The sequence below is a fragment of the Aeromonas sp. QDB23 genome, assembly GCF_027707745.1.
GTDB lineage: Bacteria > Pseudomonadota > Gammaproteobacteria > Enterobacterales > Aeromonadaceae > Aeromonas > Aeromonas allosaccharophila.
The window spans coordinates 72,552-92,768 of the sequence record NZ_JAPCJA010000010.1 but is presented as its reverse complement, the minus strand read 5'-3'; the positions used below and the strand labels follow the sequence as shown (position 1 = coordinate 92,768).

The 20,217-nt window shown below is 60.2% G+C and carries 20 protein-coding genes; 12 read left to right on the top strand and 8 right to left on the bottom strand.

Features of this window, described 5'->3' with window-relative positions:
* Positions 1–124 precede the first annotated feature (124 nt).
* From PG888_RS07035 to PG888_RS23155, 6 genes are all read left to right on the top strand, one after another.
* A complete protein-coding gene (locus PG888_RS07035) occupies positions 125–1,126 on the top strand; it encodes a hypothetical protein (RefSeq protein WP_232093625.1) in 1,002 nt (333 codons plus the stop codon).
* Positions 1,127–1,427: 301 nt separating this feature from the next.
* Positions 1,428–2,516 carry a pyruvate dehydrogenase (acetyl-transferring) E1 component subunit alpha gene (gene pdhA / locus PG888_RS07030; protein WP_182939300.1) on the top strand — a complete coding sequence of 363 codons (1,089 nt, stop codon included), beginning with the start codon at positions 1,428–1,430 and terminating at the stop codon, positions 2,514–2,516.
* Complete coding sequence (locus PG888_RS07025; protein WP_182939301.1) at positions 2,509–3,495, top strand: alpha-ketoacid dehydrogenase subunit beta; 987 nt, start codon at positions 2,509–2,511, stop codon at positions 3,493–3,495. The genes pdhA and PG888_RS07025 overlap by 8 nt, the downstream gene beginning before the upstream one ends.
* Positions 3,492–4,592: a dihydrolipoamide acetyltransferase family protein gene (locus PG888_RS07020; protein WP_182939725.1), complete on the top strand. Its 1,101-nt coding sequence runs from the start codon at positions 3,492–3,494 to the stop codon at positions 4,590–4,592. Before PG888_RS07025 ends, PG888_RS07020 begins: the two co-directional genes overlap by 4 nt.
* Positions 4,593–4,799: 207 nt before the next feature.
* The gene (locus PG888_RS07015) at positions 4,800–5,009 is read left to right on the top strand and encodes a cold-shock protein (protein ID WP_075112094.1); all 210 of its coding nucleotides are present in this window, start codon (positions 4,800–4,802) and stop codon (positions 5,007–5,009) included.
* Between the two features lie 90 nt (positions 5,010–5,099).
* A complete protein-coding gene (locus PG888_RS23155) occupies positions 5,100–5,405 on the top strand; it encodes a hypothetical protein (protein ID WP_320657502.1) in 306 nt (101 codons plus the stop codon).
* On the opposite strand, the gene PG888_RS07010 is transcribed toward PG888_RS23155, so the two are convergent.
* Positions 5,392–5,640 (bottom strand): TIGR02647 family protein, encoded by a 249-nt coding sequence (locus PG888_RS07010; protein WP_033136857.1) that lies wholly within the window; start codon positions 5,638–5,640, stop codon positions 5,392–5,394. The genes PG888_RS23155 and PG888_RS07010 overlap by 14 nt on opposite strands.
* Positions 5,641–5,885: 245 nt before the next feature.
* Here PG888_RS07010 and PG888_RS07005 point away from each other — a divergent pair, with 245 nt between their 5' ends.
* Complete coding sequence (locus tag PG888_RS07005; protein WP_182939302.1) at positions 5,886–6,434, top strand: hypothetical protein; 549 nt, start codon at positions 5,886–5,888, stop codon at positions 6,432–6,434.
* Positions 6,435–6,593: 159 nt separating this feature from the next.
* Positions 6,594–6,986, top strand: a complete 393-nt coding sequence (locus PG888_RS07000) for a DUF2750 domain-containing protein (protein ID WP_182939303.1) — start codon at positions 6,594–6,596, stop codon at positions 6,984–6,986.
* Between the two features lie 117 nt (positions 6,987–7,103).
* Here the strand turns inward: PG888_RS07000 and PG888_RS06995 are convergent, their stop codons facing one another.
* The 5 genes from PG888_RS06995 to PG888_RS06975 form a co-directional block, all read right to left on the bottom strand.
* Positions 7,104–8,954, bottom strand: a complete 1,851-nt coding sequence (locus PG888_RS06995) for an extracellular solute-binding protein (protein WP_182939304.1) — start codon at positions 8,952–8,954, stop codon at positions 7,104–7,106.
* A gap of 129 nt (positions 8,955–9,083) precedes the next feature.
* Positions 9,084–9,977, bottom strand: a complete 894-nt coding sequence (locus PG888_RS06990; RefSeq protein WP_182939305.1) for an EamA family transporter — start codon at positions 9,975–9,977, stop codon at positions 9,084–9,086.
* A gap of 172 nt (positions 9,978–10,149) precedes the next feature.
* Positions 10,150–10,896 carry a DeoR/GlpR family DNA-binding transcription regulator gene (locus PG888_RS06985; RefSeq protein WP_182939306.1) on the bottom strand — a complete coding sequence of 249 codons (747 nt, stop codon included), beginning with the start codon at positions 10,894–10,896 and terminating at the stop codon, positions 10,150–10,152.
* Between the two features lie 93 nt (positions 10,897–10,989).
* Positions 10,990–13,434: a formate C-acetyltransferase/glycerol dehydratase family glycyl radical enzyme gene (locus tag PG888_RS06980; RefSeq protein ID WP_182939307.1), complete on the bottom strand. Its 2,445-nt coding sequence runs from the start codon at positions 13,432–13,434 to the stop codon at positions 10,990–10,992.
* Between the two features lie 4 nt (positions 13,435–13,438).
* Positions 13,439–14,335 (bottom strand): glycyl-radical enzyme activating protein, encoded by an 897-nt coding sequence (locus PG888_RS06975; RefSeq protein WP_182939308.1) that lies wholly within the window; start codon positions 14,333–14,335, stop codon positions 13,439–13,441.
* A 128-nt stretch (positions 14,336–14,463) separates the two neighbouring features.
* Between PG888_RS06975 and fsa the strand changes: the two genes are divergently transcribed.
* Both fsa and PG888_RS06965 read left to right on the top strand, forming a co-directional pair.
* Positions 14,464–15,117, top strand: a complete 654-nt coding sequence (gene fsa, locus PG888_RS06970; protein WP_182939309.1) for a fructose-6-phosphate aldolase — start codon at positions 14,464–14,466, stop codon at positions 15,115–15,117.
* Positions 15,118–15,245: 128 nt separating this feature from the next.
* Positions 15,246–15,425 (top strand): hypothetical protein, encoded by a 180-nt coding sequence (locus tag PG888_RS06965; RefSeq protein ID WP_042657126.1) that lies wholly within the window; start codon positions 15,246–15,248, stop codon positions 15,423–15,425.
* Positions 15,426–15,442: 17 nt separating this feature from the next.
* On the opposite strand, the gene PG888_RS06960 is transcribed toward PG888_RS06965, so the two are convergent.
* Positions 15,443–16,642 (bottom strand): HD-GYP domain-containing protein, encoded by a 1,200-nt coding sequence (locus PG888_RS06960; protein ID WP_182939310.1) that lies wholly within the window; start codon positions 16,640–16,642, stop codon positions 15,443–15,445.
* 168 nt (positions 16,643–16,810) lie between these two features.
* Here PG888_RS06960 and rsuA point away from each other — a divergent pair, with 168 nt between their 5' ends.
* The gene (gene rsuA, locus PG888_RS06955) at positions 16,811–17,503 is read left to right on the top strand and encodes a 16S rRNA pseudouridine(516) synthase RsuA (RefSeq protein ID WP_075112075.1); all 693 of its coding nucleotides are present in this window, start codon (positions 16,811–16,813) and stop codon (positions 17,501–17,503) included.
* A 19-nt stretch (positions 17,504–17,522) separates the two neighbouring features.
* Here rsuA and PG888_RS06950 read toward each other — a convergent pair whose 3' ends face one another.
* Positions 17,523–18,422, bottom strand: a complete 900-nt coding sequence (locus tag PG888_RS06950; protein WP_182939311.1) for a DMT family transporter — start codon at positions 18,420–18,422, stop codon at positions 17,523–17,525.
* Positions 18,423–18,578: 156 nt separating this feature from the next.
* Here PG888_RS06950 and PG888_RS06945 point away from each other — a divergent pair, with 156 nt between their 5' ends.
* Positions 18,579–20,216: a peptide ABC transporter substrate-binding protein gene (locus PG888_RS06945; protein WP_182939312.1), complete on the top strand. Its 1,638-nt coding sequence runs from the start codon at positions 18,579–18,581 to the stop codon at positions 20,214–20,216.
* The last annotated feature ends 1 nt before the right edge of the window (position 20,217 follow it).

Here is a 20,217-nt window from a genome sequence, read left to right as displayed (position 1 = left end):
AGCATTATCATTATCTCGGCTATCTTGTTCCGTTCGCAACACTTTTTTACTGACGAGCTGACGAGGCGGGTGCGGTGTAATGGCAACCAACACCCGTGATCGATGGCTGAGACGGGGGGGGGGAATGGATCTGGCCGCGATAACTGATGTCATCAATAAACGCGAGAAGCTGGTTGTTATGGTGGGCAAGAGCGAGGAGATAAACCTGATGCCGGGGATAGCGCAGGAAAGTGAAAACGTGGTCAGAGTAGTCGCCATGACTCCGATAGACGCCATCCGGGAAGCCTTGCAGGCGGGCAAGCTGGTGGGGCTGGGGGAGCCGCATTGGCACCCCGATTTTATCCGGCGCCAGCACGCCTGGCTGTGTGATCCGGCGCTCTGGGGATTCATGACCGATCTGGTGCTGGAGTGCGGCAATCGCCGCCATCAGGGCTTGCTTGATGCCTGGCTGACGGGGCAGGAGAGCTGGCAGGGTGAGCCGCTCACGCTGGTGCGGCTCTATCCGGTCTGGCTCGACTCCTGCGCCTTTCCCGCCTGGATGGCCCCCGAGTTTCCGGCTCTCTTTTCCGCTCTGCGCCAGAGCAATCTGGCGCGCCCCGAACATGTGCGGCTGCGGGTGCATCTCTGCGAGCCCTTATTCGAGTGGCAGGAGATGAGCCCGGAGCTATGGCAGCAGCACAACAGGGGGCGGGATCAGGCGCTGGCCGACTATCTTCTTGCACTTCCCGCCCGCGGCGTGGTGGTGCTGGCGGGGGCGCGCCATCTGCTCAAAGTCGCAGGGGATCCCCACTTTGCGCAGCCGACGCTGGGCCAGTTGCTGGAGGCCGCACGGCCGGGTTGGCTGCAGGTGCTTCACCCTTGGCCAATGGCTGATGGAAAGGGAGATGAGGAGGAGGAGCGAGTGTGCGAGCTGGCCGGGATCGCGACTGCCGACCTCTATCCCCACTGGCCGACGCATCCGCCGCTGGAGACTCTTATCGACAGGTTGGTGCGCGTGGCTGACCGGGGACGGGAGATGCGAATTTGCCCGACCTTGCTGGCCGAGCCCTGGCGCAGCCGCTTGCTGAGTCGCGCTCACTTGCTGCCAGCTGGCATGGCCAGCCAGCTGCAACACTGGCTGGCGTAACTGCTGGTTGGAGTAACGGCGGACCGAAGTAACAGCTAACTGAAGTAACTGCTGACTTGAGTAACTCAATGGGGGAGCCAGGCTCCCCTTTTTCACATTTTGCATCCTGCATTCAGCGCTGCAAAGTTGCACCATTTACGGCATACCTTGCCACTCATCGCCGAAAATTCAGCTCCTTCGCTACTTTAAAGAAGTTTCTACTGGTCTTACCTGAGTAAATCCCTTTGCTTTTTATTTAACAAGGTATTTACATCTAGGTGTCACCAGCATCGGCGACGCTCACAACGGCAAGGAGCCAGTTATGACCCATGTCGACATCCCTTTCCTTCGTTACCTCGATGCGGAAGGGTGCCCGGTCGCCACCTTACCGACCTGGCTGGACAAGGCGATACTGCACACCTTCTACCGCAATATGGTGATGGTGCGCAGCTATGACAAAAAAGCGATTGCGCTGCAACGAACCGGCAAACTCGGTACTTTTCCCTCCCATCTCGGCGCAGAAGCCGTGGGGATTGGCATCGGTCTCGCCATGCAGCCGCAGGATGTCTACGTTCCCTACTATCGGGACATGCCCACCCTCTATGTGCGGGGCGTGCCGATGGAGAAGAACCTGCAATATTGGGGCGGTGACGAGCGGGGCAGTTATTTTCTCAAACCCGATGGGACTCCCTCTGAAGATCTCCCCATCTGCGTCCCTATCGCCACCCAGATCACCCACGCCTGCGGTATTGCCTCTGCCTTCAAACTGCGTAATCAACCGCGGGTTGCCGTGGTCACTATCGGCGACGGCGGCACCTCCAAGGGGGATTTTCTGGAGGGGCTCAACTGCGCCGGTGTTTGGCATCTGCCGATGGTCATCATCGTCAACAACAACCAGTGGGCCATCTCGGTGCCACGCAAGCTGCAATCGAGCGCCCCAACGCTGGCCCAGAAGGGGATTGGTGCCGGGGTGCGCAGCCTGCAGGTGGATGGCAATGATGTGGTGGCGGTCTACGATGCCGCTCGCAGTGCCATCGAACGGGCCCGCAGCGGCAAGGGGCCGACTTTGATCGAGGCGGTCAGTTATCGTCTAGGGGATCACACCACGGCCGACGATGCCACTCGCTACCGCGATGGGGCCGAGGTCGAGGCTGCCTGGGCCAAGGAACCGGTCAAGCGGCTGCGCCAGTTTATGCACAGCAAAGGGTGGTGGGACGAAGAGCAGGAGCAGAGCCTGCTGGTGGAGGCCGCCCGAGAGGTAGAGCAGGCGGTCGCCCGTTATGAGGCGATGGCGCCCCAGCCTCCGGAGGCGATGCTCGATTATCACTACGCCAGCCTGCCCGCCGAACTGTTGCCCCAGCGCGAGCGAGTGATTGCCAAGGGGATGAAGCAGGAGGTTGGCCATGAGTGAGATCAGTTTGCTGGAAGCGGTCAACATGGCCCTTCACTACGAGATGGAACACGACCCGGATGTGGTGGTACTAGGCGAGGATGTGGGAGTCAACGGCGGGGTATTTCGCGCCACCGTGGGCCTGCGCGACAAGTTCGGTTTCAAGCGGGTGATCGACACGCCGCTGGCTGAAGGGTTGATCGCCGGTGTGGCGGTCGGCATGGCGACCCAGGGGCTCAAGCCGGTGGCCGAGTTCCAGTTTCAGGGCTTTATCTTCCCCGGGATGGAGCAGATCATCTGTCAGGCGGCGCGGATGCGAAACCGTACCCGTGGCCGCCTCTCTTGTCCCCTTGTCTATCGCTCTCCCTATGGCGCGGGCATTCATTCGCCGGAGCACCACAGCGAGAGCGTCGAGGCGCTGTTTGCCCATATTCCGGGGCTGCGAGTGGTGATCCCCTCCAGCCCGAGACGTGCCTATGGTTTGCTGTTATCGGCCATCCGCGATCCGGATCCCGTGATGTTTTTCGAACCGGATCGCATCTATCGCTCGATGAAATCCGAGGTGGTGGATGACGGTGTCGGCCTGCCGCTGGATGTCTGTTTCACCCTGCGCCCGGGCCGCGATATCACGGTCGTGGCTTGGGGTGCCTGCATTCAGGAGGTGATGCGGGCGGCGAACCTGTTGGCCGAGCAGGATATCCAGTGCGAGGTGCTGGATCTGGCCACTATCAAGCCGCTGGATATGGCGACCATCCTCACCTCGGTGCGCAAGACTGGGCGCTTGCTGGTGGTGCACGAGGCGTGTGGCAGCTTCGGGGTCGGGGCCGAAATTGTGGCGCGGGTGACCGAGCAGGCACTTCCCAGCCTCAAGGCGCCACCCAGGCGGCTGACCGGCGTGGATGCCGCCGTTCCCTACTATCGCAACGAGGCGTATTACCTCATCACCGAGCAGGATATCGCCGATGCAGCTCGCCAGCTGATGGAGAACCAGTGGCTATGAAATTTTTCAAATTACCGGATCTGGGTGAAGGGTTGGCCGAAGCCGAGATCGTCGAGTGGAAGGTGAGTGCCGGTGATACCGTTGCGGTCGATCAGGTGCTGTTGTCGGTGGAAACGGCCAAGGCGTTGGTGGATGTGCCCTCTCCGGTGGCCGGGGTGATTGCCCGTCTCTGTGGCGCCGAGGGGGATATCCTCCATATCGGCGCGCCGCTGGTGGAGTTCGAGGGGGGTGAGGATGATGGCACCGTGGTGGGCAAGGTGAGCGCCCATCAGCAACATATCGAGGATCACTTCGTGGTAGGGGCCATTGCCCCGGGTGGTGCGCTGGTACAAGCCATGCCAGCGGTGCGGCTGCTGGCGCAGAAGTTGGGTCTGGATATCGAACGGATCAAGGGAAGTGGCAGCGGCGGCATGGTGACCGAGCTGGATGTGCAGCAGGCGTTCGAGGTTCAGCAGAGCAGCGGCAACGAGTTCCTCAAAGGGTCGCGGCGGGCCATGGCCAAGGCGATGGAGCTCTCTCATCAGACGGTGGTGCCGGTCAGCATCACCGACGAGGTGGATTTGCGTCACTGGCGCTCTGATGAGGATGTGACGGTGCGCCTTATCAAGGCCATTGGTGTGGCATGTCGCGCCGAGCCGTCGATGAACGCCTGGTTTGATGGCGAAACCCTGTCAAGGCGGTTGTTCAAAGAGGTCAATGTGGCCATTGCGGTGGATTCCAAACATGGTCTCTATGTGCCGGTGATGGAGAACGTAGCCGAGCGCGAGGGGGCAGATATCCGGCAGGGGCTGGATCGGATGATCGCCGATGTGAAGGCGCGCGCTGTGCCTCGCGAAATGTTGCAGGGGGCGACCATTACGCTCACTAACTTCGGTGCTATCGCGGGCCGCTATGCCAGCCCCATCGTCACGCCGCCGCAGGTGGCGATCATAGGAGCAGGCAAGCTGTTCGAAAAAGTGGTGTTCATCCATGGGGAGGCGCGCCCCGTCAGGGCATTGCCACTGTCGATGACATTTGACCACAGGGCATGCACGGGCGGGGAGGCGGCCCGTTTTCTCAGAGCGCTGGTCGAAGCGTTGGAAGCGGCCACCTTATAACGGTTTGCGCCCTGTCATTGGCAGGGCACAAATTTGTTTGCGTAATCTACAAAGCCACGTATAATCCAAATCAGCTTGAAAGGGCGATAGTTATGTCAATGAATACGATGTTCTGCATCTTGTCCTGTTGTTCATAAGTTAATCCCGTTTTTTGAGCTTTACCCGCTGAAAAGCATAAGTAATTATTTTGAATACAGGTTTAAAGATATGTCTAACATGATCACCGGTACCGTTAAGTTTTTCAACGAAACCAAAGGTTTTGGCTTCATCCAGCAAGAAAACGGCCCGGACGTTTTCGTTCACTTCAGCGCTATTCAAGGTGCCGGTTTCCGCACCCTGGCTGAAGGTCAGCGCGTACAGTTCTCTGTGACCCAAGGTCAGAAAGGCCCGCAGGCTGAGAACGTAACTGCTCTGTAATTCTTACAGAATTTAAGAAAGCCGTGGTACCTCTGGTGCCACGGCTTTTTGTTTATCTGGCTCCCGCTACTGACTCACATGTGCTGAATCATGCTGCTATCGCTTCTGCTTGTTGCCACCCTTACTCCGATCTCTGACGCGCCGGTACCGGTTCAATCCGCGATGGAAGTGCAGGCTATCTGCCAGCAATTTGTCCAGGTCAGGATGGGGGCTGCTCTACAGCCCTATGAGGTCCATGCACGACTGGTGCCTGAAAGGGAAGGGGAGTGGCTGGTGGATGGCAAAGTAAAAGGACCCGAAGGTCCTTTGCTGTTTGCCTGTCATCTTCGCCAGGGGCCACATTGGGAGCTACTTAATTTTTCACTCTGGGCTCCACAGCCCATCAAAGCGGTTTGAGTGCGACCAGCAGGTGCTGCAGGTGTTCAACCATGGTCATGCCAAACGGGGTGAGATAGCCGCCATCTTCTGCGCTGATCAGTCCCTGCTGATGCAGACGAACCGCAGCTTGGCACAATTCATCAGACATATCGCTGCGTAATTTAATCCCTAGGCTCATGTTGGCCGGATCAAAGCATGCCAGTATTTTCAAATCGTTTACAAAGTCGTTAGAAACCTGGTCGATCCCAATCATGGATTTACTCCTTACGCTAAAGATGTATGCAAACTAGCATCCCCGGATCCACTTTAGTGGGCGCTGGCTCAAATTATTGATCTTTGGCTGGATGCTGCGTTTCAAATGCTGTTTTTTTCGGCGTAATCAGATGGTTGGCTAACAGCTTCGTCAAGGGCCGAGCCGGACCAAACGTGATAGGATAGGGCACTTATTTATATCGGACGGTCTATTGGTGGCTGTTCGCCCTGTTCAAGGTATCGCTCATGGTCAAGATCACTCTGGTATCCCTGCTGCATTCACTTTGTGCCCGCTTTCCTGTTTACCCCGCAGCTTCGTTGACGTCCCTGCTGGATGCCCATCAGGGCGAGGTGTGGTTGCCTGCCCGCAAGGGGGCCGACATTGCGCTGTTGCGCAAGCATGCCAAGGGGACTCATGAGCTGGCGTCACTTGATGCGGGCTGGTGTGATTTTGCCGCCAGCGACAGTGGCGAGACGCCCGAGCTGGATGCGCTTGCCAACTACGACAGCGAGATGATGGATAATCTACTGATGTACTGGCACAGCGCCGCCAAGATCAACAGCCCGATCACCGATAACCTGTTCGAGCTGCGCCGCGAAGTGGTGGATGAGGCCCATGGGGCCAAACTCGCTGCCGCCTGGGAGCAGCAACAACAGCTGCGTTTTGAACAGCTGATGGCGATGGCGGCCAAGGGCCGGGATCTGCTCTGCTTTGTCGAAGTGGAGTCTGCCTATTGGCTGCGGCAAAAGCTCAGCGAGCAGCCTGATGTGGAGCTGATCACACCTGCGTTGTAAACAGGGCAATATGACGGCTGGCGGTCTCGCTATCGAGGAGGCTGCTCTATCCTTATGGGCGTCATTGTCTGCCCCATCCGGTGCCAAGGGGCTACAAGCTGGACAAGCTGCCGACAAGATGTGAACATGGCGCCCTTTATCGAGAGAGAGACTTGGCCAATGAGCTATGAACTGAGCGACACCGAGCGCAATGCCGCGCTGCAACTGAACGCTGATTACCGTTACGAACACTTCATCAGCAAGCTGGTCGAGCATGAAGAGCTGTTTGTGCTGACTGACGAGCATGGCGTCATGATGCTGACCACCGACGATGAAGATTGCATCCCGGTATGGCCGCACCCGGAGTACGCCAAGGCGTGGGCCGAAGGCGAGTGGGCCGATTGCAAGCCACAGTCCATCACCCTGAAGGTATGGCTGGAGCGCTGGGTTGACGGTATGGAGCAGGACGAGCTGTGTGTTGCCGTGTTCCCGACCCCGGATCAGGAAGGCATCGTACTGGAGCCGGCCGACGTGGCTGACGCCATTGCCGAGAAGCAGGCCAAGCGCAGCTAATTGCCTCGTTTGCTTGCAAGCAACCCGGTTGCAAAACAAGACCCCGCCATTGTGCGGGGTCTGTCGTTTTTGGGGCAACCATCCTGTGCTCGCTGGAGCAGAGGAGGGCGGCCAAAATTACGGTTGCCGATAAGTGGTGTCAGTCAGGAGCACGACCGGGAACGTTTTGTCGGCCTTGATGGCCGCTTTGGTCTGTGTCTTTGCCTCTTCATCAATCCACAGCAGTCCACCGTAGCTGTAACCGCTGTTGTCGCCACCGAGGGGCCAGTAGAGCTGCTCGCTCTTGGGGGTTGCGGGCACCTTGGGCAGTTTTATCCAGCGCCATGCCCCTTCCCGGGTGTAGGGCACCTGATAGGCAGGGACGAAGCTGGCCAGCTCGTAGAGCCGCTGCTGGATCTGCCGTGACAGGGCCGCCTTTTTGGCAAAGTCGAACTCCTTGTCGTACTGCTCCACCAGCGCCGTGATGGCGTCATCATCGATGTTCATGATGTTGTTGGTCTGGGGTTTGTTGGCGTTGACCTTGTGGAAGAACTCCCAATAGGCGGGGTAGCGGCCGCCGCTCCAGGCCATCCAGGCGCTCTGATGCTTTTTCTCCAGCATGGATTTGAACCCGGCCGAGGCATCCATCAGGTTGAGCTCCAGATTAAGCCCCGCCTTCTTGGCCTCTTCCCGCAGCAGCGTGAGCCGCTGGGCGTGTTCTGCGGTGGTGTAGGTGATGGCGAGGGTCAGTGACTGCCCCTTGTCGTTTTGCAAAATCCCCTGCGGCCCCACCTTGTTGAAACCGGCCTTGGCAAAGTATTCCCGTGCCAGTTTGGGATCGAACGGACGGGCCTTGATGTCGCTGTTGGTAAACTCCCCCTGACCGGCGCCATAGCTGTTGAGGCGCTGGTAATCCCCCCGCAGCAGGGTGGTGAGCATCTTGTCGAGGTTGAGGGCGTGCTGGATCCCGAGCCGCACATCGAGATTGCTCAGCAGCGGATCGGCGGTGTTGAGATAGAGCCCCATCGGCGATTGCGGGGTCTGGTTGTAGAACCAGATACGCGAGATATAACCCTTTTCGAACTCCGACGTTTTGGTCTTGTCGTGCCACCAGTTGGGCATCACCAGCGGGAAGGTGTCGAGATCGCCGCGCAGGAAGTGCTGCCAGGCGATGTTCAGATCCCTGAGCACCTTGATCTCGATCCGCGCGGGATTGAAGCGATGCTGGAAGTAACGCTCGTCATCCCCCCACCAGTTTTCAATCCGCTTGAAGGTGACCGACTTGCCCTTTTTCACCTGATCGAGCTGATAGGGGCCGGTGACCGGCAACACCTTCCAGTTGTACTCCTTGACCCAGTTGGCGGTGAGCGTGATGGCGTGGCTCGGCTCCGGGCTGATGGGCAGTGATTCGAGCAGATCCTGCCGGCTCTTTTCGGTGCCGCTGGTGATGGCCAGGGTGTGATCATCAAACTTGGTGATGTCGGCTATCTGGGTGCTGTAGTAGTTGTTGTACCAGGGGTCGTTGATCTCCTTGCTGCGCATCATCTTGAGGGTAAAGAGCCAGTCATCGGCGGTGACCGGTTGGCCATCTGACCAGCGCGCCTTGGGATTGATGCGAAAATAGAGGGTCTTGTGGTCGGCGCCGAAGGCCCACTCGTTTGCCAGCATCGGCATGGGATTGCCGGTGACGGGATGAGTACTCAGCAGTGGCAGGTTGGTTTCCCGCACGTAACCGGCAAACCCGCCGTTGGAGTCGGGGCCATATTTGCGCAGGGTCAGGGGGAAGCTGGTCATAAAGGTGCGAAAGGTGCCGCCGCGCTTGGCAGCCGGATCGGCATAGAGAGGGTCCGTGTTGTTGCTCTCCCACTTCAAGCCAGCGGGCAGCGTGGCACTCCAGCCAAACGGGCTCCAGCACAGGGTCAGGGTGATGGCGGTGGCGCGAATGATAGGAGGGAGGCTGCGCCCCCCGGCAGTGATGGTCGATGGCATGTCCTTGCTCTCCTGAAAGTCTGCTTCCTGCAGATCACGCTCTGATGACGTCAGTCCCGATGGGACTGGCTCATCATGAAAATTTTATCCTGTCAGGTCAATGAAATAGCGCAAATTGGCAGGCGCTCATCATGTCGCGCTCTGTGGTTTCAACCCGCGCAGTCGGCCACCGAGCAGATGCACCACAAAGCCGAGCAGCACCAGACCTGAGCCCAGCCACTGCATGGCGGTCGGATGTTCATCGAGCAGCAGGGCGGCCGCCACCATGCCGACACAGGGGATCAGCAGGGAGAGCGGCGCCACCTGCGCGACCGGATAGCGCATCAGCAGTCGCCCCCACAGGCCGTAACCCAGCCAGGTCGCGACATACGAGAGGTAGAGCACGCACAATAATCCCTGCCAGCTGAAGTTGAGCAGGCTGCTGACCATCAGCGCCGGCCCCTCGAACAGCCAGGAGAGGGCGAAAAACGGCAGAATAGGCACCAGACCACCCCAGGCGATCAGGCTGGGCAGCGTGGTTTGGTAGCGCAGACCAATCTGGCGGTTGATGACGTTGCCAAGGCCCCAGCAGGCGGCGGCGCACAGCGTCAGCACGAAGCCGATCAGGGTCAGGTTGCCCTCACCGTGGGTGGCGATGAGATAGAGGCCGAGCCCCGCCAAAGGCAGCGCCACCCAGTGGTGGGGTTGCCAGCGCTCCCCCAGCCAGATCATCGCAAACAGCAGGGTGAACACCACCTGAGATTGCAGCACCAAGGAGGCCATGCCCGCCGGCATGCCGAACTTCATGGCACTGAACAGAAAGGCGAATTGACCGAGGCTGATGGCGCCGCCGTAGGCCAGCAGCCAGCGCCAGGGCATGGCGGGCCTGGGCACCAGCAAGATGGCGGGAAAGACCACGCCGATAAAGCGCAGTGCCCCCAGCAGTAGCGGTGGTATCCCCTCCAGTCCCCACTTGATGGCGATGAAGTTGAGCCCCCAGCAGAGGATGACCAGAGCGGCCAGACACTTGTCCTTGGTTTGCATGGTTGAAATCCCTGTCATCAGCAGTGCGGCGCGCGGGTTTACACTGCCCGGCGCGGTCGGCAAGGGTGGGAGCATACCCTTGAGCCGGTGGTGAGTGTCAAGGACAAAGGCCCGTTTGGATATTTCTGGTTGAGAGGCCCGTAGCTGCTTTTTGTTGCAAGGTCAGGGCAGATCAGGCCGTGACGCAGTGCAGCGCAATACCACGGTCGGTGATAGCCGCACGCATGGGGGCGGGCAGGGCATCGTCGGTGACCAGCACGCTGATCTGGCCCGGTGCGCCAAGCTGGCTCGGGTGAATGGCGCCAAATTTGCTGCTGTCGGTGATCACCACATTGGTCATCCCTTTGGCCAGCACGCTGTTGACCACATCGGCCCGCATCATGTCGCGACCGGTAAAGCCCACCTCGGGGTGAAAACCGTCGACCCCGATAAAGGCCTTGGAGAAGTGCACCTGCTCGATACAGAGGCGCGTCAGCGGCCCCACCACGCTTTCGCTCTGATGCTGGAACAGCCCGCCGAGCAGCACTACCTGAGCCGGGGTGTCTTTGAGCAGATGGGCGATATAGCTGCTGATGGTGATGATGGTGACCCGTTTGTGCAGGGCCAGATGGCGCGCCAGCATGGCGTTGGCGCTGCCCCCTTCGATAAAGACCGTCTCGCCATCTTCCACCAGCTGGGCGGCCCGCTCGGCGAGGCGCTCCTTGAGCAGGTAGTTGATGTTCATCCGGGCATCCGGGTCATCGGTCTCCAGCGCCATGGCCGAGCCGTGTACCCGTCTGAGCAGCCCCTGTTTCTCCAGCGCGGTGAGGTCGTTGCGCACCGTCACCTCCGACACGCCGGTGTGTTGGGCGAGCTCACTCACGCTCATCTTGCGAGCCTGATGGACCAGAGTGAGGATCAGTTGGTGGCGTGGATTCATGGTGCGCTCGCATGCAAGGTGGTGGATAGCGGCAAGCCACCCGAGGGTGGCTTGCCAATCATATGACGTCACAGGCGCCATGGGCGCGCCCCGTCAGAGACTGTGCTCGGTGCGGGCGATGATATCATCTTGCGCATCCGGGGATAAGGCGGTGAAGAAGGCCGAATAGCCCGCCACCCGTACCACCAGATCCCGGTACTGATCCGGATTGGCCTTGGCCGCCAGCAAGGTCTCCCGCGAGACGATGTTGTACTGCACGTGCCACCCCTTGTGCACCTCGAAGAAGGTGCGCAGCAGGCTCATCAGCTTGGTCTTGTCCCGCTCGTTCTCAAGGCTCGCCGGGCTCAGCTTCTGGTTGAGCAGTACCCCGCCGAGGATCGCCGCCGTGGGCAGCTTGCCGATGGAGTTGAACACCGCCGTCGGGCCGAGACGATCCGACCCCGAAGAGGGGCTGGCTCCTTCCGCCAGCGGGGTGCGGGCGTGACGGCCATCCGGGGTGGCCATAGTGGCCGCACCAAACGGCACGTTGGCGGAGATGGAGGAGGTGCCGGCATAGTAGGTGCCGCCAATGGGGCCACGGCCGAAGCGGGTGTTGTGCAGCCCCTTGAGCTCGTCGATGTAGCTCTGGTAAGCCTGCACCAGCAGCAGATCGACCTCGTCCAGATCGTTGCCATATTTGGGGGCGGCGTTGGTGAGGCGCTGACGCAACTGCTCCCCTGCCAGCCCGGCAAAGTCTTGCTCCAGCGCGGCAGCCAGCTCGTGCTGATCCACCACCCCCTGCTCGAACACCAGTTTCTTCAGGGCCGCCAGACTGTTGCCGAGGTTGGCGATCCCCACCTGCAGACCAGAGACCCAGTCATAGACGGCCCCCCCCTCCTTGATGGTCTTGCCGCGCTCGATGCAGTCATCCACCAGGGTGCTGCAGAGGATGTCGTGCGCTTGCGCCTCCAGCACGCTGTCGACCACGCAGTCGATCTCGATGGATTTGCGGGTGAAGTAGCGCACCTGCTCATCCCAGCGGGCCATTACCTCGTCAAAATTGCCAAAGGTTCCTTCCCGCAGTGACTGGGGCTGGGGCAGGAATACCTTGCCGGTGGTGGCATCGCGACCGCCATCGAGGGAGGCCAGCAGGATGCGGGCGAAGTTGATAAAGCTCATGCCGGTGCAGCGGTAGCCCCACTTGCCGGGCACCGCGGTCTCGATGCAGCCGATGGCGGCGTAGTGGTGGGCATCTTCCACGCTCACCCCGAGCTTGATGAACTCGGGGATCACCACCTCGTCGTTGTTGAAGGCGGGCATGCCAAAGCCGCAGCGGATCACCTGAATGCAGGCGTCGAGGAAATCCTCGCTCATCCCGGCGTGGTAGCGCACCGACAGGTTCGGCTGGGTGGATCTCAGCTGGCCGCAGGACTCCAGAATCGCGTAGGAGAGGCCGTTGACCGCGTCATGGGCCGCGCCATCCCGCCAGTTCTGGCCACCGATGGTGACGTTTTGATAGAGCGGGCTGCCGGCGGAGGCCTTGGAGTGGGTGCCGGAGCGGATCTTGTTCACCTCCAGCAATTTCAGCCAGCACCCTTGCAGCAGTTCGATGGCGCGGGAGCGTGACAGGGATTCTGACAGTTCCACCTCGCGGCGATACCAGGGGTAGAGATATTGGTCCATCCGGCCAAACGACACCGAGTGGCCGTTGGATTCGATCTGCAAAATGAGCTGGATAAAGTAGCAGAGCTGCAGCGCCTGCCAGAAGGTCTCGGGGGGCTGGTGGGCGATGTGGGCGCAGTTGAGCGAAATGGTCTCAAGTTCGCTTCGGCGTTCGGGGCACGACTCCTGCGCGGCCATGTCACGGGCCATATTGCTGGCGAGAGTGGCGTAGCGCCCGATATGATCGCTGACCGCCTCCAGGGTGATGGCGACGGCGTGCAGGAACTGCTCGCGCTGCAGATCGGCCCAATCCGCCAGATCCAGCCGACTGCGCCGCTCGGCCACCTTGGCCTTGAAGCCATCGAGACCCAGCGTGAGCAGCTCCTCATAGTTGACCGCGAGGTGAGCATCCCCCGAGGTCATGTTGCCCTCGGCCTTGATGATGCCGCTCTCCAGCAGCGCTTTCTGTTCGTCGGTAAAGAGGCCGAAGCAGCGATCCTGCACCGTCTGGCCGCGCCAGAAGGGGGTGAGGGCGTGGATGATCGCCTTGTCGGTTTCGCTGACTGCAAAACCGGCACCGGGTCTGTCCGCCAGCTCGTCGATCTCCTTCTCAATCCAGCTCACCGTGTATTCGGGAAACAGCGGCGCCGCCCGCACCTGACTGGCCTGATTGCCGACGATCAGCTCGTCGTGCTTGATCCAGATGGTGCGCTGCTTGAGGTGATGAGCCAGTGCCAGCGCGCGGCGCACCGGCAGCGGCCGGGCGAGGTGAGCCTGATAGGCCTCGGTGTAGTGGCGGGCCCGCTCGGTGCAGACCGGTGGCTGAACGATGTGGATCAGGCTCTCTTTGTGGGCGCGGATCCGCGGGCTGAGGGTATTGAGGTCGAGCTGGGTCATGATCTTATCCTCTGGTCACAGGGGTCAGCCCCTGACGTTGGGCGTATGCGTGGGCAAAGCGGAGTAAATCGGGATCGTCGAGCGGCGTGTCCGGTGCCTGATAGGGCAGATCCAGCAGGGCATATTTGCCCATCCCCAGCGTGTGGTAGGGGAGGAAGTGGATCTCCTGCACCGTGCCGAGGCTGGCGGCGGTGTCGGTGATGGCTTCGATCGATGCGCGGTCGGCATTGAAGCCGGGAATGAGCGGCACCCGGATCTGCATCGGCACGCCGTGTTCGGCGAGGCGTTTGAGGTTCGCGATGGGCAGCTCCACCTTGCCGCGGGTCCAGTGGAAGAAACGTTCTTTATCCACGTGTTTGAGATCCGCCAGCACCAGATCCAGTGAGGGGAGGCTTGGCTCAATCTGGTGCCAGGGCACATGCAGGCAGCTCTCGACCGCTGTGTGCAGCCCTTCTGCCTTGCAGCGGGCCAGCAGGGCAGCGGCAAAGCTGGGCTGCATAAAAGGCTCGCCACCGGAGAGGGTGACGCCACCGCCGCTGCGCTCGAAGAAGGGGCGATCCCGCAGTATGGTGTCTATCAGGGTGTCCAGGGTGTCATCCCGACCGCACACCTGCAGCGCTTCGCTGGGGCAGAGGCCGCGCAGCCGTTCCATATCGTCGGCCTTGAGGGCAGAACGGCTGAGCTGGATCCCCTCGCTGTCACGCAAGATTGCCGGACAAGCCTGGCTGCAGAGCTGGCATCCCTCGATGCACTGGCGCCGGTCGAGTAGTATGTCCGGCTTGGGAGAGCGGCTCTCCGGGTTTTGACACCACAGGCAAGCCAGCGAGCACCCCTTGAGAAACACCAGGGTGCGAATGCCGGGGCCATCGTGAGTTGAATATCGTTGCAGGTCGAAAATCATACCGCCTCCTTTTGTTTTTTCATTCTATTTGCTTTCATTCGAAAGTTGATTTGATTTCGATCAAGCAATTTGCAGATGTTTTATCGCTAGAATGGCGACATATTGAACATCCCGTTAAGGAGTTAGAGATGGAGCTGTATCTCGATACCGCCGATGTGGCGGCAGTGCGTCGCTGGTCACGGATCCTGCCGTTGGCCGGTGTCACCACCAATCCTTCCATTACTGCCGCCGGGGGCATGCCGCTCTCCGAGCTGCTGCCCGCCCTGCGCGACGTACTGGGGCCCAAGGCGCGCCTGTTTGCTCAGGTGATGGCTAAAACCGACACCGAGATGGTGCGCGAGGCGTTCGCCCTGCGTGAGCTGGACCCGGATCTGGTGATCAAGATCCCGGTATGCGCGGAGGGGCTGGCTGCCATCAAGAGCCTGACCGCTAACGGGGTGCCGACCTTGGGCACGGCGGTCTATACCCCGCTGCAAGGCTGGTTGGCGGCGGTGGCGGGAGCGGAATATGTCGCTCCCTACGTTAACCGGCTGGATGCTCAGGGGGGCGATGGCATCGCCACCGTGCAGGAGCTGCAACAGCTGCTTGAGCTGCACGCCCCGAACAGCAAGGTGCTGGCGGCGTCATTCCGCACTCCCCGTCAGGCGCTCGACTGCCTGCTGGCCGGTTGCCAGTCCATCACCTTGCCGCTCGATGTGGCGGAGCAGCTGCTAAACGTGCCTGCGGTGGATGCGGCGCTGGTGAAGTTTGATCAGGATTGGCAGTGCGCCTTCGGTCGCTGATTGCAGTGACAAGCGGATTGCTGTGATAAAGGGGGGAGGGTGAAGCGCAGGTTGTGGGGATTGACCGACTAGACTTGAAAGAGGGGGCCACGTTCGCTGGCCGCCCTGCAGTTTACCGGAGGTATCCCATGAGCGACCATTTGCTACTCCCCCATGGTGAAGATTTGCGTCGTGCGGTGCTTTGGCTCAGCGAGCATCACTTGCACGATATCTCTGCCATTGAAGAGGCCAGCCTGCGTTTTGATCTCTCGCCACTGGATGAGGAGTTTCTGATCCAGCACTGGCTCGACAGCCAGCGCCAATCATGAATATCTGAGGTGAGGGATTAGAAGAAGTTGGCGAGTTTGATGCCAAACTCTTTGGGATCGACCGTATTTTCAATGCTCTCCTGCACACCCGATTTGGCCAGATCCAGCCACTGCACCTCGAGGTAGTGACGCTGGGTGGCGTGATAGATCACCTTGACCACCGGCTTGAGCGGTTGCTGCTCGTTGCGCTGCATCACGATGGCCAAGCGCTGGTTCGAGAGTTGCACCAGCGTTCCCACCGGATAGACCCCCATGCACTTGATGAACTTGGTCACCAGTTCGGCATCGAAGTGCTGATTGATCCCCTTGAGCAGGATGCGAAACGCCTGGGTCGGCTGCATGCCCGCTTTGTAGACCCGATCCGCGGTGATGGCATCATAGACATCGACGATGCCGCTCATCCGGGTATAGAGCGAGAGCTGATCGCCTTTGAGCCGTTGCGGGTAGCCGGTGCCATCGAGTCGCTCGTGGTGGTTGGCGGCCACTTCCAGCATGGTGGGGGTGATGCCCGGGGTATTGCTGAGGATCTCGTAACTGTGCACCACATGCTGGCGCATGATGGCGAACTCCTCGTCGGTCAGCTTGCCCGGTTTGTTGAGCACCTCGTCCGGAGTCATGATCTTGCCTACGTCGTGCAGCAGGCCACCCAGGGTCAGCTCCTTTAACACGCTGCGTTCCAGTCCCAGATAGCGACCGAAGTTGGCGAGCAGAATGGCCACGTTCATGGAGTGCTCCATCAGGTAGGCATCCTTGGCGCGAATACGGGCCAGACAGAGCATCGCATCGCCGTGGCTGAACATGGTGTCTACCATCTCTTCGGCGACTTCGGCCAGCGGGGTGATGTCGATGGGTTCACCCGCCTTGAGCTGGCGAATGAACTTGCCTTGCAGCTCGCGGGCCTCTTGGTAAAGGCGGCGGATCTTCAGCTCCCGCCCTTCACCGTTGGCACTGGCCCGGCGTCCCGCCTGGGCGCTGTTGGCATTGAGGTCGGGGGAGATAACGGCGTCACTCTCGGCGCTGCCCAGCTTGCTGCGGGCCAGATCGATGCGCACCGTGAGCACCCCCTGGCGTACCAGATTGGCAATTTGTGCCACGCTGGTCACCATGCCCATCTGGGCGATCTCCATCCCACCTGTCTGGCTGGCGATAGCAATCACATACATGCCGGGTTTCAGCTGGTTGACGGGAATGACGGGATAGGATGCTTGAGACTTCATGAGGGCTTCCTGACTTTTATTATTATGAGTATCGTTCGGATGGGTCACACCGGAGAAGTGTAACATTGGATGACCACTTCGTCATAATTGGCAACCCCTTAACAGTGGCGTTGTCGCCCTCGCCCGATATAATGACGCCCCTTTACTTGTTGGACTCCGAGGTTGTGAATGCGGCTTGATAAATTTCTGTGCGATTGTTCCGATTTGACCCGCTCGCTGGCAGGCAAACTGATCCGTCAGGGTGAGGTCATGGTGGATGGCATTGTGGTCAAGCAGCCCGCCTTTCATATCAATGAGCAGAGCCAGATCGAGTTTGACGGCGTGGTGCTGACGCTGGAGCAGCGCAACCGCTATTTCATGCTGCACAAGCCGGAAGGGTATGTCTGCTCCAACGAGGATCCGGATCACCCGACCGTCTTCTTCCTGATGGATGAGCCGGCGATGGGCAAGCTGCACGTGGTGGGTCGCCTCGACCTCGATACCACGGGTCTGGTGCTGGTGACCGACGACGGCCAATGGTCCCACCGCATCACCTCACCGCGCCACGAATGTGCCAAGACCTATCACGTCTGGCTGGCCGATCCGGTGAGCCCGGATGCGATTGAGTTGTTCGCCGAAGGGGTCTACCTGCGTAACGAGACCGATAAAACCCGTCCTGCCCAGCTGGAGATCCTCGGTGAGTGCGAGGCCCGCCTGACCATCCATGAAGGCAAGTACCACCAGGTCAAGCGGATGTTTGCCTCCATCGGCAACAAGGTCGTTGGCTTGCATCGCGAGCGGGTGGGCGGCCTGACGCTGGATGAAGAGCTGGCCCCCGGTGAATACCGCGAGCTGACCGCTGAGGAAATCGCTCTGTTCTGATCAGGGATGGTGCCGGGTGTCAGTGAGTGCTGAAACCCAGCACCAGCGCCGTGCCCAAGGTGGCAATCAGTGCCCCAGCCCAGGCGGCAACGGATGGCCGCTCCCCCGAGTGCCACCACAACAGCGGCAGCAGCAATACCGGCGTGGTGGAGGAGAGAATCGCTACCATGCCCACCTCACCCTGCCGCAGTGCCATCAGGATCAGCGTCATGCCCAGCCCCATCGCCAGAAAACCGTTGGTGGCAATCATGGCGAGGATCTGGCGATTGACCGGTTTGAGCGGCATCGCCAGTGGCAAGCGTCCCAGCCGCAGGACGCAGTGGGCCAGCAGGGCACTGCCCATCCGGATACCCGATGCACTCACCGCATCCACCTCACCACTCATCATCACCGGCTTGGCGATGATGGCACCCACGCTCTGACACAGTGCCGCCGTCAGGCCAAGGCCAATCCCCAGCGCCAGATTGCCACGGATCTGCTCCCACTCGTTGCTGCTACTGCGTCTGCCAAACAGGATCGCCAGCATCACGCCGGCAAAGACCAGCATGGCCCCCAGCAGTCGCCAGCCCGTCAGCTGTTCATTAAAGAGCCAGAGCCCAAGCAGGGCGGAAAACAGCGCATGGCAGGAGAAGAGCAGGGCACTGCGTCTTGGCCCCAGCCGGTTCATGCAGGCAAACAGCGCCGTGTCGCCGATGAAGATGCCGACCAGCCCCGAGATGGCGAGCAGGGGCAGGGCGCTTGCGGTGAGGGTTTGCCAGCCGCCAGTGAGCAGACTCATGGTGCCGAGCATCAGGCTGACCAGAAACATGCGCCAGCGACTGTAGGCAAATGCGCCGAGATGACGGGCCGGTTTGACCGAAATTAGCGCTGCAACTGCCCATAAACTGGCCGATGCGAGGGCCAGCCACTCATAACCCATAAAAACTCCTGAAAAAATTAACCCGAAAGACTCCATCTCCCGGGCAAGCCCGATACAATACGGGGCGTTTTCGGGGATAACAAGAGCGGCATCAGGCATTCATCAGGCGCGCCGTCGGCCTTCCCCTCCTGCAGTGGTTTTATTCGAGGTTTTGTCATGAGGTATGGTTTCTTCCCCAAGCTGGCGCAACGCTGGCTCTCCCCGCTATTGCTTGCCGTGCTGACAGGGCCCCTGGCCCATGCCACCACCGTTGAGCAGCAGCCTCTGCTGGCCGATCGGCAAACCCTGGTCAAGGGCAACGGTGCCGAGCCGGAGTCGCTGGATCCGGCGCTAGTGCGATCCGGTTTTCCGGGGGAGGCGGTACTGGTCGATCTGTTTGAAGGGCTGGTCAGCGATGACGGGCAGGGGCATATCGTACCTGCTCAGGCACTGCGCTGGGAGGTGAGTGACGATGGGCTGGAGTGGCGATTTTTCCTGCGCCCCCAACTGAAGTGGTCCAATGGCGAGCCGCTGGTGGCCGCTGATTTCGTCTATGCCTGGCGCCGTCTGCTCGATCCGGCCATCAATTCCCCTTCTGCCGGGTTGCTGCTGGCGACGGGGATCAACAATGCGCAATCCATCTATGCCGGTGCGCTGGAGCTCGACAATCTGGGCATTGAGGCGCAAAGCGACCAGATCCTAAAAATCACTCTGGAGCGGCCCGCCCCCTATTTTTTGCAGCTCATCAGTCAGCGCCCCTTTGTGCCAGTCAATCAGAAGGCGATAGCCCAGTTTGGCAAGCAGTGGACCGAGCCCGGCAAGCTGGTCAGCAATGGTGCTTATCGGTTGGCAAGCTGGACGCCGAACGAGCGGATCGAAGCCGAGCGCAATATCCACTACTGGGACGACCTGCACACCCGTATCGGGCGGGTCACCTACCTGCCGATCACCTCGCAACATGCGGAGCGGCTGCGTTATGAGGCCGGTGAAATCCAGCTCACCAACAAGGTCTCCCTCGGCTATTACCAGAAGATGAAGCGTGAATCCCCGCAGCGGCTGTGGGGCTTGCCGCTGTTTGGCACCTATCTCTACGCCTTCAATTTGAAGCGCCCGGAACTTCAGGATGTGCGGGTGCGTCAGGCGCTCTCCATGGCGGTTGATCGACAGCAGCTTATTGGGGCAGTGAGCGGGCAGGATGAGCAGGCGGCATGGTCGCTGTTGCCGGAGATGCCGGGTTATCCCCGGGTGGTATTGCCTGTGGCGCTCGAAGATATGCCGACTCGGCAGGCCAAAGCGGCAGCCCTGCTATCTGCGGCCGGGTATAACAGTGCGAATCCACTCAAGCTGAGCATTACCTACAACACTGCCGACACCCACAAGCAGATGGCGATGGCCATTGCCGCCATGTGGCAGAAGCTGGGGGTGCAGGTCACCCTCAACAGTCTGGAGTGGGGCGCCTATCAGGTGGCCAAGGATAGCGGTGATTTTCAGGTGGCAAGAAGCTTCCTGTTTGGCGATTACGTCGAGCCGTCAGCCATGCTGGGCAGCTTCCGTTGTCAGGATCTGCGCAACGAGAGCGGCTACTGCAATCCCGATTTTGATTTGCTGCTGGAGCAGGCGGCCAACACGCTGGACAGTGCGAGCCGGGGTGAACTGTACCGCCATGCCGAACAGTTGCTGCTCGAAGAGGCGCCGATCATCCCCGTATATCATTACAATCAGATGAGACTGGTCGATCCCGCGCTGCGAGGGCTGCCCAGCCAGAATTTGAAAGGGACGATTGCCACCAAGGATCTCTATTTCAGCCCGCAGTGAG